The sequence below is a fragment of the Caballeronia sp. SEWSISQ10-4 2 genome, from assembly GCF_030464885.1.
GTDB lineage: Bacteria > Pseudomonadota > Gammaproteobacteria > Burkholderiales > Burkholderiaceae > Caballeronia.
The window spans coordinates 1-16,614 of sequence record NZ_JALPRJ010000125.1; the positions used below are offsets into that span (position 1 = coordinate 1).

Annotated in this window: 15 protein-coding genes; 6 read left to right on the forward strand and 9 right to left on the reverse strand. The window is 58.8% G+C overall.

The genetic code is table 11. The annotated features are described in order from the left end of the window. Positions 1 to 483: 483 nt before the first annotated feature. The 3 genes from M0D69_RS40540 to M0D69_RS40550 all read left to right on the forward strand — a co-directional run bounded on the left by M0D69_RS40540 (position 484) and on the right by M0D69_RS40550 (position 3,442). Positions 484 to 750 (forward strand): hypothetical protein, encoded by a 267-nt coding sequence (locus M0D69_RS40540; protein ID WP_301787429.1) that lies wholly within the window; start codon positions 484 to 486, stop codon positions 748 to 750. A gap of 230 nt (positions 751 to 980) precedes the next feature. Further along, entirely contained in the window at positions 981 to 1,103 is a 123-nt protein-coding gene (locus M0D69_RS40545; protein ID WP_301787442.1) for a DUF2934 domain-containing protein, read from the forward strand. Between the two features lie 569 nt (positions 1,104 to 1,672). Then, positions 1,673 to 3,442: a methyl-accepting chemotaxis protein gene (locus M0D69_RS40550; protein WP_301787430.1), complete on the forward strand. Its 1,770-nt coding sequence runs from the start codon at positions 1,673 to 1,675 to the stop codon at positions 3,440 to 3,442. Positions 3,443 to 3,570: 128 nt separating this feature from the next. Here the strand turns inward: M0D69_RS40550 and M0D69_RS40555 are convergent, their stop codons facing one another. After that, entirely contained in the window at positions 3,571 to 4,473 is a 903-nt protein-coding gene (locus tag M0D69_RS40555) for a LysR family transcriptional regulator (RefSeq protein WP_301787431.1), read from the reverse strand. A 136-nt stretch (positions 4,474 to 4,609) separates the two neighbouring features. Between M0D69_RS40555 and M0D69_RS40560 the strand changes: the two genes are divergently transcribed. Next, positions 4,610 to 5,365, forward strand: coding sequence for an SDR family oxidoreductase (locus M0D69_RS40560; protein WP_301787432.1), 756 nt, complete (start codon positions 4,610 to 4,612; stop codon positions 5,363 to 5,365). Positions 5,366 to 5,766: 401 nt separating this feature from the next. On the opposite strand, the gene M0D69_RS40565 is transcribed toward M0D69_RS40560, so the two are convergent. From M0D69_RS40565 to M0D69_RS40580, 4 genes are all read right to left on the reverse strand, one after another. Continuing rightward, on the reverse strand, positions 5,767 to 7,647 hold the full coding sequence (locus M0D69_RS40565; protein ID WP_301787433.1) for an ABC transporter ATP-binding protein: 1,881 nt from the start codon (positions 7,645 to 7,647) through the stop codon (positions 5,767 to 5,769). 324 nt (positions 7,648 to 7,971) lie between these two features. Further along, positions 7,972 to 8,793, reverse strand: coding sequence for an oxaloacetate decarboxylase (locus M0D69_RS40570; RefSeq protein ID WP_301787434.1), 822 nt, complete (start codon positions 8,791 to 8,793; stop codon positions 7,972 to 7,974). 90 nt (positions 8,794 to 8,883) lie between these two features. Further along, positions 8,884 to 10,008: a PLP-dependent cysteine synthase family protein gene (locus M0D69_RS40575; RefSeq protein WP_301787435.1), complete on the reverse strand. Its 1,125-nt coding sequence runs from the start codon at positions 10,006 to 10,008 to the stop codon at positions 8,884 to 8,886. A gap of 621 nt (positions 10,009 to 10,629) precedes the next feature. Beyond that, positions 10,630 to 10,872, reverse strand: a complete 243-nt coding sequence (locus M0D69_RS40580) for a hypothetical protein (protein ID WP_301787436.1) — start codon at positions 10,870 to 10,872, stop codon at positions 10,630 to 10,632. Between the two features lie 335 nt (positions 10,873 to 11,207). Here M0D69_RS40580 and M0D69_RS40585 point away from each other — a divergent pair, with 335 nt between their 5' ends. Continuing rightward, positions 11,208 to 12,266, forward strand: a complete 1,059-nt coding sequence (locus tag M0D69_RS40585) for an NAD(P)-dependent alcohol dehydrogenase (protein WP_301787437.1) — start codon at positions 11,208 to 11,210, stop codon at positions 12,264 to 12,266. Positions 12,267 to 12,329: 63 nt separating this feature from the next. Here the strand turns inward: M0D69_RS40585 and M0D69_RS43970 are convergent, their stop codons facing one another. The 4 genes from M0D69_RS43970 to M0D69_RS40600 all read right to left on the reverse strand — a co-directional run bounded on the left by M0D69_RS43970 (position 12,330) and on the right by M0D69_RS40600 (position 15,402). Then, a complete protein-coding gene (locus M0D69_RS43970; RefSeq protein ID WP_367619833.1) occupies positions 12,330 to 12,602 on the reverse strand; it encodes a helix-turn-helix transcriptional regulator in 273 nt (90 codons plus the stop codon). Continuing rightward, the gene (locus M0D69_RS40590; protein ID WP_301787438.1) at positions 12,587 to 12,874 is read right to left on the reverse strand and encodes a Fis family transcriptional regulator; all 288 of its coding nucleotides are present in this window, start codon (positions 12,872 to 12,874) and stop codon (positions 12,587 to 12,589) included. Before M0D69_RS40590 ends, M0D69_RS43970 begins: the two co-directional genes overlap by 16 nt. Positions 12,875 to 12,956: 82 nt before the next feature. Next, complete coding sequence (locus tag M0D69_RS40595; protein ID WP_301787439.1) at positions 12,957 to 13,319, reverse strand: type II toxin-antitoxin system RelE/ParE family toxin; 363 nt, start codon at positions 13,317 to 13,319, stop codon at positions 12,957 to 12,959. Between the two features lie 325 nt (positions 13,320 to 13,644). Next, complete coding sequence (locus M0D69_RS40600) at positions 13,645 to 15,402, reverse strand: NAD(P)/FAD-dependent oxidoreductase (RefSeq protein ID WP_301787440.1); 1,758 nt, start codon at positions 15,400 to 15,402, stop codon at positions 13,645 to 13,647. 251 nt (positions 15,403 to 15,653) lie between these two features. Here M0D69_RS40600 and M0D69_RS40605 point away from each other — a divergent pair, with 251 nt between their 5' ends. Then, the gene (locus M0D69_RS40605; RefSeq protein ID WP_301787441.1) at positions 15,654 to 16,418 is read left to right on the forward strand and encodes a response regulator transcription factor; all 765 of its coding nucleotides are present in this window, start codon (positions 15,654 to 15,656) and stop codon (positions 16,416 to 16,418) included. Positions 16,419 to 16,614: the final 196 nt, after the last annotated feature.

Here is a 16,614-nt window from a genome sequence, read left to right on the forward strand (position 1 = left end):
GCGCGGGGTGTTCCTTGGGCAGGTTCAGTCACTGGTGGCGAAGCGTGTGGGTATCTGTATTCGGAGAAGGAGGGGTTCACACATCCTGCGGTCTAGCGAGCACCGTGCTATCAGGTGCCAGAAACTCCTAGCCTGCACGCTAGGGACACTAACTTGCCGGTGGTTGGGAAGCGCTTTCTTTGCTTCGTTTCTTTGTCGCTTTCCGTGGACAAAGAAATGACGTGCCGCCACGCACAGTGGCTAAAAGTGATAAAAAATACACCTAACTCACGCAGACCACTAAGGCTGAAAGCACCCACCCGGCACCGACCCCCGACCACTAACCCCAAAACCACAAGACCCCAAACCCGTCCACCGGCGCGAGCGAAAATAATTTCGCAAGGAGAAGGGCCGGCGTAAGCGAGTCGTCAGACTGCCATGCTTTAGGAACGCGGCGGCATGTGCGAAGATTCGACGTCGCTAATATCCGGAACGAGGTGGACGATGAACGCTAAGCTTGTCAGTCTCAGCGCACCATTCATTTCTCACGATGCTTCATTGTGGTTTTCCGCTTATGGCCTCGGTTGGGGTTATTGCGCCTTCTCCATTCCGATTGAGGCGGTTTGCGAATACCTTGGCGCGGCGGATGACTCGACGAAGCAACTCATGCTTGCTTTTGAGTTGAGCAGGAACCGCATTTCGAAGGTCATCAAGCAGGTTGAAATCCCCGAAACGGGCGAACGGGTCATCCTGGACCGCCTGGACGCATAGAACGGTCGTCCAGCGCCGATTGGCAAAATCGCACAAGCGTTTCGCGCGTGCTGGCCAAAGCTGGGTCGTACCTGGCCACTATCCGCGTAGGTGTTTACACTTAAAACGACAATAATTCATTGTCATCCGCACTCTGAATTATTGCCGAGGGTCCGCCTAAACTTTCGGCAGAGACAGCGCGCAATAGGGCTCGCTGCAATTCAATGCCGGAGTTGATCATGAGTGTTCCTATGTCGGAAGAACAAGTGTTTGCGCTCGCATTTTATCTTTGGGAGCTGGATGGCAGCCCCGCCGGGCGTTCAGAAGAGTACTGGGGTACTGGGAGAAGGCCCGTGCTCAGCTGGGTAACGTAAGTTGGGATGTCGTCGAGTAGGAGATTGAAAGGCTTCATCTTTCAAGCGATTTCACCGCGCGCCTAGCCCCTGATCTAATCGAGTGGACGCTGCGCGCGGGCGATCTTCCGAGCCTCATGATCTTCTGGATCTGCTCGTCATGCCTAAAAACCACGTTCGTTTTGCATCTTCAGGAAGCGATACGAAGGCGCGTTGGAAAAACATAAAACTCTAAACCTGACGCGGTGGACAAGCGCAAGACAGACTCTGTCGGCACTTCCTTCTGTGCTGAAAACATCTGCGCTCCAAGAGCGCTTCTTGTTTGCCAAAACTTGGCAGTCCAAGCAAATTAAGGCGGACAAATGAACGACAAATCATCTGCCTGGTTATTTATTTTTTTCGGCAAACGTTTGTCCTTCACAAGCACCCTCCAGATTGGGCCAGCCCGGCCGTAGTCAAGGTGAGAGAAAAGCCGGCCCATGTCATGCATTTTACAAAGACTGGCCAATCCCTTGTCGACTACTGAGCGAAATGTTTGGGGCGCGCTTGCTTGAGCGTTTCACACCATCAACGAAGGGAGCACCATAAAAATGAATTTCAAATCGCTTTCGGTCAAAGTGAAGCTCTCATGGAGCTTTGGTCTGTTGATCATCGTGCTTGTCGCCATCTCAATCTTTTCACTCAAGGCGCTTGGCGACGCGAATAGTCAATTCTCTAATTATGTCTCCGGCATAGAGGCGCGTGCGCGTCTTGCGGAGACTGTGCGCACGGCGGTGGATCGGCGCGCAATCGCGGCCCGCGATCTGGTGCTGGTGACGAAACCTGCGGACCTCGACGCAGAAAAAGCAGACGTGGCCAAGGCGCACGAGGACGTGCAGAACGCACTGCGTCAGTTGAACGATCAGGTCACGCATGCGGCCGACGACACCGACAAAGCACGCAGTCTGGTTGCCGAGATTAGTCGCGTGGAAAGTGCGTATGGCCCGGTCGCGATGAACATCGTCAATGCCGCGCTTACCAACAAGCGTGACGACGCCATCACAATGATCAACGATCAATGTCGCCCGCTTCTCGCTCAACTGATCAAGGCGACCAACGATTATTCCGAGTACACCGCCGAGCGCGCCAAGAGTATGGGGGCACAGTCGGCGCTTGATTATTCAAGCAAACGCATCCTGCTCATTGCAATCTGTCTGATCGCACTTGCCATCGCGATCGGCGCGGCCACCCTCATTATTCGCGGGCTGGTCAACGCCCTGGGTGCCGAACCTGTTGCGCTCGGGGAAGTGACGCAACGGGTGGCGAGCGGCGACCTGAGCCCGGTTCGCGGGGCCGATCTGGCACCTGCCGGCAGCGTGCTCGCTTTGATGGGCGCGATGCAGGGCAGTCTGGTCAAGCTGATCAGCGAAGTCAGAATGGCCGCCAATAGTATCGCCGCGGGCTCCGGCGAGATAGCATCGGGCAACATTGACTTGTCGTCGCGCACCGAGCAGCAAGCGTCGTCATTGCAGGAGACCGCGGCAAGCATGGAAGAGCTCACCTCGACGGTCAAGCAAAACGCGGAAAACGCGGCACAGGCGAGTTCGCTGGCATCGAACGCATCGGACGTGGCGGCAAAGGGCAGCAGCGTCGTGGGGCAGGTGGTCGATACGATGGCCGACATCAGCGAAAGCTCCAAGAAGATAGCGGATATCACCGGGATCATCGAAGGCATTGCGTTCCAGACCAATATCCTCGCTCTGAATGCCGCAGTCGAAGCGGCTCGCGCCGGTGAACAAGGCAGGGGCTTTGCGGTTGTAGCGAGCGAAGTGCGTAGCCTCGCGCAGCGTTCCTCCGGCGCAGCGAAGGAAATCAAGGATCTGATCTCGACCTCGGTGCAGAAGATCCAGACCGGCTCGGGGCTGGCAAGCGAAGCAGGCCGAACGATGTCGGAAGTCACGAACGCTGTCGCTCGCGTGAACGATATCATGGGGGAAATTGCTGCTGCATCGGGTGAGCAGAGTCGCGGTATCGAACAAGTCAACACGGCGATTACTCAAATGGATGAAGTGACGCAGCAAAACGCGGCACTGGTCGAAGAGGCGACTGCCGCGTCGCAATCGCTCGAGGATCAGGGGCGCAAGCTGTCTCAGGCAGTGTCCTCGTTCCGATTAGGCAGCGAAGACTCGATGGGGCATGCAACGCGGGCTATAAGCGCGAAAGTCCAGCCGAAGACGCAGGCAAAACCGCGCCTGGAGCCTAAGGGGCGGGTCGCGAAGTTATCGCCGCGTTCACCGTCACGCTCATCGCCCGCGTTGCCCGTACCCGTACCCGTACCCGCAGCAAGCGGCGCGGCGAACGCGGAGCGGGAAGCTTTTTAACGCGACGATTGAATGAGCGCCGGTTGTCGGCGTGGTGGCCGGCTTCCGGCTTTTCCAGCTACCACGCCCGCATGCATGCTGGTTAGAAAACCGTCTCGGAACGAATGTAAGCCTGACACATAAGGCCCCTACTGCAACTCCGATTTCTCCAGCGCCGCCAGCATCGCGTCGAACACAAGCCGTATGCGTGCCGGCACGGGTCCCCGCTGCGGCCGATAAACGTATACCGGCCAAGCCTCCGGCGCATAACCGTCAAGCACGCTGACGACCTTGCCGGCGCGCAGCAAAGGCTGTGCGAGATAACTCACGATCTGTCCAAACCCCAACCCTGCGACGACCGCCCGACACTCGCAGTCTCCGTCGTCGGTCTGGAACGCCAGGTTGGCCGGTGCGAATTGCTGCCCGTTGGCGAATTGCCAGGGCCATAGGCGACCGGTGTTCCTGTCGATGAATCCCGTCGTAGGCAAAAGCGCAAGTGCCGCCAAGTCGGTCGGCTCACCCACGCGTGCGATCAGTTTGGGGCTGGCGATGACAGAGAAACCCACGCGCGATGCCGGGCGAACCACGAAGCGACTGTCGCGCATGAAGCCTATCCTCACGCCAATATCAATCTGCTCCGCAATGGGATCGCTGATCGCATCGGACAAACGCAGGTCGAGCATGATCCGCGGATGCTTCTCGGCGAGACGCGCAAGCGCCGGCATGAGAAACCGTTCGCCAATGGATTTGGGTGCGGTCAGCCGAACTGGGCCGGCAATTTCCGCATCGATCTCGCTGTCTTTCGGTCGTAGCAGTTCGTCCATCTGCTGCACGAGATCGCGCGCCCGATGAGCGAACGCTTCCCCAGCTTCCGTGGCGCGCACACGCCGCGTATTCCGGTGGAAGAGGATTTCCCCCACGAGCGCTTCCGCTTCCTGAACCGCGCGCGTGACTGCCTGAGGCGACGTGCCCAGCCGCGTAGCCGCTTCTTTAAAGCTCTCTGCTTCAACGGCCGCGCAATAGATGCGCAACATTTCGAGGCGATTCTGCATGAGGAGTTCCCGGTTTTGCTTCCATAAAATGGAATTATGAAATCGTATCATTTCCATTGAATGGTTTGCTTGCGATTCCCATACTGTCTTCTGTAGCGGGGGCCTTCGCCCCCAGGATCACAGGGGCATGTCAAACATGAGCAATAACGTCAGTAATGGAATCGAAGGCAGGGTCGTTGTCATCACCGGTGCGAGCAGCGGGCTCGGTGAAGCAACGGCACGTCATTTATCGGCGAAAGGTGCATCGCTAGTATTGGGTGCGCGTCGTCTTGACCGGCTTGAAAACATCGCTGCGGATTTGCGGCAAGCGGGCGGCAAGGTCGAGGTATTAGCAGCCGATGTCACGCGCCGCGCAGATGTCCAGGCGCTGGTCGACCGCGCAGTGAGCGCTTACGGACGAGTGGACGTGGTGGTCAATAACGCCGGGTTGATGGCGATTGCACCTATGTCGGAGACGAAAGTCGACGAGTGGGAACGCATGATCGACATCAACATCAAGGGCGTGCTGTATGGGATCGCGGCGGCGTTGCCGGTATTCCAGAAGCAGAACAGCGGCCACTTCATCAACATTTCATCGGTGGCGGGTATCAAGGTTTTCAGCCCCGGCGGCACCGTCTATAGCGGCACCAAGTTTGCCGTACGCGCTATCTCCGAAGGACTCAGGCACGAAGTCGGCGCCGCGATTCGCACGACGATCATTCTACCGGGCGCTGTCGATTCCGAACTGAAATTCGGCAGCTCGCATGACGAGAGCGCGAAGGTGGTGGGGCAGTTTTATCAGCAGGCGATTTCCGCGGACTCGGTGGCTCGGGCTATCGCTTACGCGATCGAACAGCCGGCCGATGTCGATATCAACGAGATCGTGCTTCGTCCGACCATGCAGGAATTTTGATTCGCTCGCGACGGTGGACGGGTTTGGGGTTTGGGTTCTGGCGGTTGGGGTTGAGGCCGGGTTGGTGCTCTCGGCGTTAGTGGTCTTCGTGAATTAGCTGTTCTCTTTATCACTATTAGCCACTGTGCGTGGCGGCACTTCATTTCTTTTTCCAACGGCGAAAAAGAAACAGAAGCAAAGAAAACGCCTCCCAACCATCGGCTAGTTAATGTCCCTAGCGTGCAGGCTAGAAGTTTCTGGCACCTGATAGCACGGTGCTCGCCAGACTCGAGGATGTTTGAACCCCTCCTTCTCCGAACACCGATACCCATACGCGTCGCCACCAGTGACTGAACCTGCCAGAGGTTCACCCCGCGCTATCCGCGTACAACAACGGTCCGGGGCCTGCCCGGACCGTTGCATCATCTCCCCGTGATCAACGAGGAATCGTCGACATAACCACCGGCCGGGCGGCCGGTCTTTGCCACAACCTGTGGCTCCGCACGATCGGTCGTCAATCCGAGCGCCTGCCGTTCGAACAGACGCCGGTACAAGCCGTTGTCGAGCTCGATCAGCTTCTCGTGGCTGCCTTCTTCCGCAATCAAGCCCTTGTCGAGCACCAGCAGCCTGTCCAGCGCACGCACCGTCGAAAGCCTGTGTGCAACAACCAGCGTAGTGCGGCCGACCATCAGCCGCTCCATGGCCTGCTGGATCAGCACTTCGCTCTCGCTGTCGAGACTCGATGTCGCTTCGTCCAGGATCAAAATGGGCGCATCCGCGAGGAAGGCACGGGCAATCGCCACTCGCTGGCGTTCGCCCCCCGACAACTTGATGCCGCGCTCACCCACGAGCGTTTCATAACCTTGAGGCAGCGTCGCGATGAAATCGTGGGCGCTAGCCTGTCTTGCGGCCCGCTCAATTTCCGCGCGGGTCGCGCCCGGCCGGGCATACGCAATGTTCTCCGCAAGCGAGCGGTGGAACAACACCGGCTCTTGCTGGACGATCGCGATCTGTCCGCGCAGCGACGCTTGCCGGACATCGGCAATGTTCTGCCCGTCGATCAGGATCTGGCCGCCGGAGATGTCGTAAAGCCGCTGGATGAGCTTGATCAGCGTCGTCTTGCCGGACCCTGAATGCCCGATCAGACCTACACGTTCTCCCGGCGCAATCCGCACCGAGAAGTCGTCATACAGCGGCTTCGTGTGGCCATCGTAGGCGAAGCTCACATGCTCGAAGCGGATCTCGCCTTTGCCGATCACGATAAGGCCGGCGTCGGGCTTGTCTTCCACTCCCAGCGGCTGACCTTCAAGTGAAACCAGCTCTTCCATGTCGTTGACTGAACGCTGCAAATTGCGCACGTGCATTCCGACTTCACGCAAATACCCCTGCAACATGAAGAACATGGTCAGCGTGAACGTGATGTCGCCTACGCTGGCTTTATCGGCTTCCCACAGCAGCAGCGCGGCGCCAAGAATTGCCGCCTGCATGACCACCAGCATGCCGCCCTGCACACCACCGTTGATCGTGCCGCGCTCCCACGTCCGCCGCGTGCGGTGACGCCACTTGCCGATCACGCGGGCAAGCCGCGCTTCCTCGCGGGTTTCCGCACCGAAGGCCTTGACCACGGTGTTGCAGCTCACCGCGTCTGCCAGCGCACCGCCCATGCGCGTATCCCACGCGTTGCCGAGGCGCGCCGCGGGCGCAACGAAGCCGAGCGACAGGCCGACCGTCACCGCAATGTAGAGCAACGAACCGATGCCCACGACCACGCCCATCACGGTCCAGTGAAGGCCCAGCAGCACCGTCGCCCCGACCAGCATGACGAGCGACGGCAGCAGCGCCACGAGCAGCGTGTCGTTGAGCAGGTCGAGCGCCCACATGCCGCGCGTGATCTTGCGCACGGTCGAACCGGCAAAGCTGTTGCCGTGCCAGTCGGCGGAGAAACGCTGCACGCGATGAAATGCGTTCGAGGCAATTTCACTCATCATCTTGAGCGTCAACACGATGATGTTCATGAACGTGAACTGGCGCAGCAACGTGCCGGTCAATCCGAGGAAGGCCAGTGTGGCGAACGCGGCCGTCGCCGCGCGCCATGCCAGCTCCTTGCCGGCCGCGCCGGCGGCGAGCGCATCCACGAGCCGCCCCGCGTAGAGCGGCGTCATGACGTCGGCCAGCGCCGACAGCAGCGCGAGCAGGACGATGGCCACGATGCGCCACGGTTGCTTGCCCCAATGAGCAATGGTGAAACCGAGAACGTCTTTGAACGCACGTCCGCCGAAGTCGATTTTTTTTGTATAAGCCATTTGCCACAGCCAATGGCGCGACGCGCCACGAGGCTATCCGGTCAGGAGAAAATGAGAGCGACAGCCCGAGCGCGCCCGCATGTGCGGGCGAACTGACAACAACGGACTGTCTGGAAACGGCGCGGGCTGCTGTGCCCGCGTGGACGGCGACCTAAAAGGGTCGCGGTGCCGAGTTAGGGACGGCGGTAACGAATGTGATCATGTTTCGCCTCCCTTTGAGAGATGAAGGTTGAATGGCGTGGAGCCAAGGGCAATCCACGTCTCAATATTATCAGGCAGTTATGGCGGCTGCCAACCCTTTTTAGCCAGGCAAATGTTGCAGGCTCAGGAGAATCCGCCGAAGACATCGTTCAATTGCTTGCCCGACGCTGCCCCGGCCAGACCATCGAAAGAGCCGGCCTTCATTTGCTCCGCGGCCGCGATCATGGCTCCCCACGCAACCCGCGCCAATCCTCCGCCGACACTGATGCGCCGCACGCCAAGGTCGGCCAGTTCGGCCACACTCATACCGGGACGCATCATCAGTACGTTGACCGGCTTGGGCGCCACGGCGCGAACCATCGTCACTATATCGGCTTTCTCGACAACGCCCGGCGCATACAAGCAATCGGCACCTTCGGCAGCGAAGGCCACCAGTTTGTCGATGGCCTGGCTGACCGCGCCAGGATCGCTTAGCAGGCCTTCTGTTCGCGCAACCAGGATCACGTCCTCGCCTGACCGGTCGATTGCCGCCCGGGCCGCACGCACACGCTCTACGGCCACGGCGGTGTCATAGAGACCGAACGGCGCTTCCACGTCGCGATCTTCGATGGACAAGCCGGCCACGCCCGTCTGTATCGCGAGGCTGACGTTGGCCGCGAGCGTTGCAGGGTCGGAAGCGAAGCCAGACTCGAAGTCGGCATTCACCGGCAGGTCCACGGCCTCGCAGAGAGCGGACAGATGTTGCAGGACGTCGGAACAGGTCACGGCGTAGTCGGGGCGGCCCGTGGACCACGCGAAGCCTGAACTGGTCGATGCCAGCGCGGCAAAGCCCAGGTGCTGCAACATCCGGGCGCTGCCGGCATCCCACGGGTTAGGCAACTCGAAACAGCCTTGGCTGTGAAGAGCGCGGAAGGCGGCGCGTTTTTCGGCGACAGTGCGTGTCATTGGAACCTCAGCTTGTGTGTGCGAAGAAACTTGGGTTTCAAAATGCGGCCCTGTTTAAGCGGCCAAAACGAATCGCTGTTCTGCAGCTCTCTACATTCCCACTCCGGCCGCCTCCAGACCCGCAATAGTCTGCTGCGTCAGCATCGGCTCGCCGGCCACCGCACGCGCGATCAGTGCATCGGGTTCCGCGACCAGCATTCCCTGCGCCTGGTACCACGCATCGTCATAGTAGGTATTGCTATAACGTTCGCCGCTATCGCACAGCAGGCTGACGATGGCTCCCTGCTTGCCCGCCTGCTTCATGCGTTCGGCGAGATACAGGACACCGACGAAATTAGTCCCCGTCGAGCCGCCCACGCGACGTCCGAAGCGCCCGGCCAGATAGCGCATTGCGGCAAAAGACAAGGCGTCGGGCACCTTGAGCATGGCGTCGACGCAAGTTGGAATGAAGGAGCGTTCAACGCGCGGGCGGCCAATGCCCTCGATCTTAGATCCAACGTCCAGCGTCAGGCTGCTATCCGGATGACCCGCCAGCGTGCTTTTGAAGTAGTCGAAAAATACGGAATTCTCGGGGTCGGCGCAAAGAATGCGCGTGGTATGCCGGCGATACGCTACATAGCGTCCCAAGGTGGCGATCGTGCCGCCGGTGCCACCGCTGGACACGAGCCAGGCCGGCACGGGGTACTCCTCGTCGTCCATCTGCCTGAAAATCGACTCGGCGATATTGTTGTTTGCCCGCCAGTCGGTGGCACGTTCGGCGTAGGTGAACTGGTCCATGAAATGACCACCGGTTTCTGCGGCGAGACGGTGCGATTCCGTATAGATATCGGCTGGATTGGGGACCAGATGGCAGCGCCCACCATAGAACTCGATCGCCTCGATTTTCACCCTGGATGTGCCGGCCGGAATCACCGCGACGAAGGGCAGGCCGAGCAGGCTCGCGAAATACGCTTCGGAAATGGCCGTCGATCCGCTGGACGCTTCCACTATCGTGCTTTGCTCGCGCAGCCAGCCATTGCAGAGCGCGTAAAGAAACAAGGAGCGCGCCAGACGATGTTTCAAGCTGCCGGTCGGATGGCTGGATTCATCCTTGAAATAGAAACGGATGGCCGGATAACCGGGCAAGTCCAGCGGAATCAGGTGGGTATCGGCGGAGCGGTTGTAGTCGGCCTCGATCTTGCGAATCGCTTCACGAGTCCAGTCGGAACGTGGCATGGAAATCCCTACCGAATGACGGCTGACAGGATGCCCGATCCAGCTCGGGCGCGCGGGTTATTGCACCGTGCCCGAGGCATGACGTTGACTGCAACGCTCAGATACCGGGCCCCGACGTGAAGTCATCGTACACGAGAGTGGCGGCCCGGTTTTCACAATTGCGACTGACCTGTTTCCCGATCAGCGCGCAGCCAGGCGAGAAGATCGGCTGCGTTCTGATCGGGCGGGAACACCGGGTAAAAGACCCGTTCGATTCGTCTGTCCGTGACGATGTTTTCAGCTTGCCCAAGGGGACAAAAACATCCGCTCGCTCGCGTGCGCTATTTGCACTAGAAGCCTTGGCGCCATCCGTCAGGTTGGTGATTTGTCCCGTGACAAGACATTGGGGAGCCGCAGTCTCGTCCCACGCATGGACAGCGCGCTCAAGAGCAGCACTGAGCCGATCAGCACCACAAGATATACCCCAACCATTGGCCAGTCTGAATCACTCATGTTCCTTCTCCCTTTCGCTGTGTGGCGCAGAACGTTTGCGCATCATTGATCGTGATTACGGCAAGCCTGGAAAAATCTTGACACGGCCGCTTGGGAGATGGTTTTACTGAGGACAATTTCGCAGGGTTCTCAAGTCACCAGCGCAAGCAATCCCGAGCTCCTGTGCGCAAGGAGCCGCCCAATCTGCTTCGACGCCTTGATGCGACGGCTGGAAAAGGCATTGTCGTCCTGGAAGGGGCGCATGTAGTTCAACATCCGCTCGCGATAAGCGCCTTCCGAGATCAATCCGCAAACTGCGTCAATATCACATTCCATTAATTGGAATTGTGAAATCGCAATATTTCCATTGAGTGGTTTGATCAGAGTTTGCATACTGTCCAGCGAAGAGGGCACTCGCATCCTTCCGGGGCTTAGGATTTGGAGCCGAAGCCTGGCGGTTCGCACGGAATTGCATACGCAATCGTGCAACCACTCAACCGGTCGATATCGACATAAGCAACTTGTCCCCGACTCGACGTCTCAGGCGTCCCAGGATTTCCGCGCGGCGTCGAACTCAAACCAGTTGTCGTCCATCAAGCATTTCGCGTGACGGCCTGGCCCGCGCAACGCACCTCGCCAGCGCTGCTTACGCACGAGCATGTCCGTGTTTTTGAACGGACAACGCGCCCGGTAGCAACGATCAAACGAATCATTTCAAGGACAACATCATGTTTAAGACCTATGGCTATGCAGCGCAATCCGCCGATGCGCCATTCGCTCCTTTCGCCTTCGATCGCCGGGATACCGGTGCACACGACGTCCGCATCGACATCCTGTATTGCGGCGTTTGCCATTCGGACCTGCATACCGCGCGTGGAGAATGGGCGGGTACGGTGTATCCGAATGTGCCGGGACACGAGATCGTCGGCCGCGTGACCGAGGTCGGCTCCGAAGTCACGAAGTTCAAGGTCGGCGGGCTGGTCGGCGTGGGCTGCATGGTGGATTCATGCCGGACTTGCCCGTCGTGTCAGGAAGGTTTCGAGCAGTATTGCGAAGGCCCGGGCGGTTTTATCGGCACCTACAATGCGCCGGACAAACACACGGGCGGCGTGACATACGGCGGTTATTCCAAATCGATCGTGGTGGACGAGGCCTTCACGCTGCGCGTTCCCGAGAACCTCGATCTGGCCGCCGTGGCGCCGCTGTTGTGCGCCGGCATCACCACCTATTCGCCGCTGCGTCACTGGAATGTCCAGGCCGGGCAGAAGGTTGGCATCGTCGGGCTGGGTGGGCTGGGTCATATGGGCGTCAAGCTCGCAGCGGCGTTCGGCGCACATGTCGTGCTGTTCACGACATCGGCCAGCAAGGTTGAGGACGCGAAGCGCCTCGGCGCACACGAGGTCGTGATTTCGAAAGATCCGCAGCAGATGGCGAAACACGCGAACTCTTTCGATTTCATTCTCAACACCGTCGCGGCTTCGCATGATCTGGATCAGTTCACCGGGCTGCTCAAGCGCGACGGAACAATGACGCTCGTCGGCGTGCCGGAGCATGCCCATCCGTCTCCGTCGGTCGCCAACCTGATTTTCAAGCGCCGTAAGCTGGCCGGTTCGTTGATCGGCGGCATTGCGGAAACACAGGAGATGCTGGATTTCTGCGGTAAGCACGGCATCACGTCGGACATCGAGATGATTCGAATGGACGAGATCGACAAGGCCTACGAGCGCATGGTCAAGAGCGATGTCAAATATCGCTTTGTGATCGACATGGCCACACTCGAAGCATAATCCTTTGCCAGCTTGGGATTTATGAGCGATAAACTAAAACCATACCCGGTTTTCATCGGCTGACTACGCACATAAACGCGCACATAAACGGACAGCTATCCATCCGTTTATGTGCGTTACAGCATCCTGGCCGATGCTCTTGGGGTTGGCGACGACCCGGATCCAGTCCTGCACCTCCGACTCGACCCAGACGGACATGTGTCGAATTTTCCGGGATTGCGGAAATTCTCCCGTTTTCATCATCTCGTACAGCCTCGTTTTGCCTGGTCCAACCATATCCAAAACTTGAGGCAAACGCAGCAGTCTCTCGCCAGAGTGGATCAGGCGTTCGTTAATTCGAAGTTGAGCCGTTTCCCGAGCGCCGCCGCCGCGCTCGCGAGTGTAGTGAGCGTGAGGCTCGTATCAGTTTCATCCAGCAGGCGGTTCAGCGCTGCGCGACTTGTTTTCATGCGCTTTGCCATCGCCGTTTTGGTGATGTGTTGCGCCGTCATTTCCTGTTCAATTTGCCACGCGATTACCCGCTTGATCGCGGTTGCGGTGGCTTCTTCTAGAATCGCTTCCTCGGCGAGGAAGTCATCGAAATTGCTTCCGATATGTGCGTTTGCCATGATGCACTCCATTGCTTTCTTGGCTTTCTTGGCTTTCTTGGCTTTCTTGGCTTTCTAACTGACTTTCTTTGTTGCTTACGTTTTAAGCTTTTTCGGCTTTCCTGACTTGTTTCAACCTGTCCTTTGCAAGGCCCATATCTTCCTGCGGTGTCGCCTGGGATTTCTTTACGAAGCCGTGCAACAACACTATTTCGCTGCTGACAACAGTGAACATGATTCGAGCGATTCGGCGTGGCAGGCTGATGCGAACCTCCCACAAATCCTTCGCCATCTTGCGGACCAAAGGCATCCCGAGCGGCCAGCCAATTTGCACGGTCTTGGCGTCTTCACCGATCAGCTTGCGATCAACGGCGCCGAGTTCTCTGAGCCAGTCACGCACCGGCTCGGCACCAGCAGTGGTCCGGAAAAACCGGACGGTCAGAACGAGCTTGACGGTGGTCGGCATTTAGGTTGGGTAAGTTTGCGATGCCTTTATTGTACCAAAAATGGTACGTTTTGCAAGATCAAAATGAGGTCCGATGAAGCGGTCACCCACCTTACATGTGTAGGGTTGACCGCTCTTTGTCCTCAGAAATGAGGATGCGGCAAGCTTTCTAATCAGTTAAGTTGTCGCTTAGAGCCGGGGGGCATGACGTCTACACCGAACTCCGATGGCAAGACCGAACGTGCGATAAGAAAAAAAGCCCGCGCGTTCCGCCATACGAAACTGAGAGACTAAGACCCGCCTTGCGCGGGTCTTTTTTTGCCTTGGCGGTGCAAACGCACACGCTTCAACGCAAGCCGATGGCCTCGCTGGTCGACGTGGCCGTGTAGTCATACGGTGGCGACATATTGTCGAGCGGGTTGTTCGGCACGACGCTGCCACCCAGGCTTCGAATCACAGCGCAAACCGCATTGATGCCCGTTTGCAGCGCGCCTTCCACCCATCCGCCGGTAAATGAGCAACTGTCTCCGGCCAGATAGATGAACGGGTCCGTCACAGGCTGATTGCTGTCCTGGAACTGGAAGAACAATTGCTGGCTCTGGGCGTCGCCGCCGGCAAAATTCAGCTTGAACGCGCCGTAATAACCCTGCCGCAAATCCCAGTCGATGGTCTTCACGTAGGTCTGGTAGTCGTTATCGATGGGTACGACATACTGTGCAAACGCTGCATTGGTCTGCGCCAGATCGGCCACGAGCCGCTGCACGCGCCGCTGGTTGTCCCCGAGCGCGAGTTGCTTGATGGCGTCGTCTTCCCACGCGTAACTGAGTAACACGACGCCCGGCGCATTGGGATTATCGGGTGCGTAATCGAGGCAATACACGCCACGGACCAGGGTATCGGTCTGGATATTCGCGGGCAGATTCTCGTCGAGCCAGAATTTCCGCTGCGTCATCACGAACACTTTCGACGAGCTGGTCAGGTGCACGTCATTGACCGCCGAGCACTGCTGCGGGGAGAGCGCCGACGCGGGCGCGGTCAACGCCATGTCGATCTGCATTGCGCGCGTGCTGGCCGTCACGATCACCCGGTCGGCAAACTCGGTCGAACCGTCTGCCAGCGTGAGCATGACACCCTCGCCAGTGCGGGCGATGCGCGAAACCGGCGTGTTGACGACACGCTGCGCAATCGAGAGGCCGCCGAAGACTTGCTGGCTAAACGCCTGCGCCAGCGATTCGATGCCGGCCGGAATGAACAACTGGTCGGTTTCGAGTTCATCGACCATCAGGCGCACGATCTCCAGGAAAGCGACCGGATACATCGGCCCGAGTCCGCCCGAACCGACCCCCAGCGCGCCGAACAGCTCGTAGTCGTCCGGGTTGCGCCATGGTTTGCCGCCGGGAGGATTCGCGCCGCTGAACAGGGTCTGGAGCGCGCTATAGAAACTCTGATTGCCGAACATGTCGATATGCGCCTGCCATGCTGAGCGCGCCGCACCGTACTGTCCGGCGCGCAACAACTCGGTGATGGCCACCGGCGCCAGCAAAGCCGGGCCGGAGGAGGGCGCGAAACCGTCGCTGATGAACGCGGTCCAGCCCGCATGGACCGTCGCAAACATGTCGGGCGGGTTGCCTTTCGCCGGCCACGTATACGTCTGTCCTTGATAACCAAGATTGGTCAGCACTTCGCCGGGATCTGGGAAATTCGAGTTTGCCTCGATGCCGAACTGGTCGAGGTAATGGAACAGGCTGTACTCGCTGGGAGGGAAACGCATGGCGCCCATTTCGGCCAGGAATGCCGGCGCCTGGCTCGTAAAGGGGATGCTGTAGGCGCGCCCGCCAATGCGTTCGGACGCTTCGTACAGCACGACGTTGGACGCGCCGGCGCGCAGCAACTCGTAAGCCGATGCCAGCCCGCTCATGCCCGCGCCGATGATCGCAATCGTCTGGCCGCTCGCCGGCAACGTGCCGAGCACCGGCGACGCTGCCAGGAACGCGCCATAGTCGAACAGGGTGTCGATATAACCAAAGGTCGGTTGCCGGGTTGGAGCAGTTTCACCGGCTGCAATGACAGGTTTGCGGCGACGCAGATTTGGAATGAAGGCCATGCATTTCCCCGTTTGGTAGGAGTCTGGACCGGGTGCCGGCAACTGTAGTCGCCGCCGCCTCGCGATGCATTCAAACGACTGGTCCGTCAACTGAAGTAACGGCGAACTGTTTAACGGCACAAACACAAGAGACTTGAATCGGAAATATCGTCCGTGTAGTCTGCAAGGCGGCATTCCAAAATGTGGGAGGCTTGCGCGTGGCGAAAACGTACGCGAGCCGTTGACCGGGGATCGACCAGCATGTCCGTGAAATGTATTTGACGAGCCGCGAAACCGCTCTGGTTTCCGACATCTTCGCCGTGCTTGCCGACTCACTTCCTGAGCAGCTAATGCGACAGGAAGTGGGCGTTCGCATGCTCAGCTTGCTGCGCGCGGACTACCTCGGGTCGTACGTCTGGGACGACACGAAGAAGGAATTCGTCAATCGTGTTTCGTTCAACATGTCGGAAGACAATCTGTCCGAGTACGAGCAGTACTACCAGTACCGCGATACCGTGACCCCGCGCCTGCAATACTGCCGCGAGGCAGTTCGTGTCAGTAACGTGATTCCGCAGGGCGAGCTGATGCGCACTGAACTGTTCAACGACTTTCTGCGTCGCGACGGTTTGCACTGGGGTATGAACGTCTACGCGTGGGCTGGCGATTCGAACATTGGCGACCTGCGCATCTGGCGCGGCAAACAGAGAGACGATTTCTCCGACCACGACCTCGCCATGGCCGAGTTCATCCGGCCGGCCTTTACCGCTGCACTGGCGCGAGCGCGCGCTGCGGCGGGCATGACGAAGCAGTCCGGACCTCAAGCCAAGCTGATTTCCGAAGACGTGCTGAAGAATCTGACGGCACGCGAACGGGATGTCGTCGGGCTGGTGGTAGAAGGTTTGCTCGACAAGGAAATCGCATTCCGGCTGGGTATCTCCTACACGACGGTCCGCACGCATATTGACCGTTCTTTCCACAAGCTCGGTGTTGGAAGCCGCTCCAAACTCATTCGCGCTGTGCAGACAAACGGGCAGTGAAGCGTTGCGCGATCGAAAATCATTTTTAAAAAACGCGCGCGGACGTGAAGAATAATCTCCGCTGAATGTCCGGCGCAAAATGCGCGCTGGATCGGAACGCGAAAACGGTTAGATAATCGTTTCAACAGACGTCCCTTAAGACATGTCGTTATACAGAAATGTCGGCATTACCGTCATCGCGCAATAAGCGCATGGT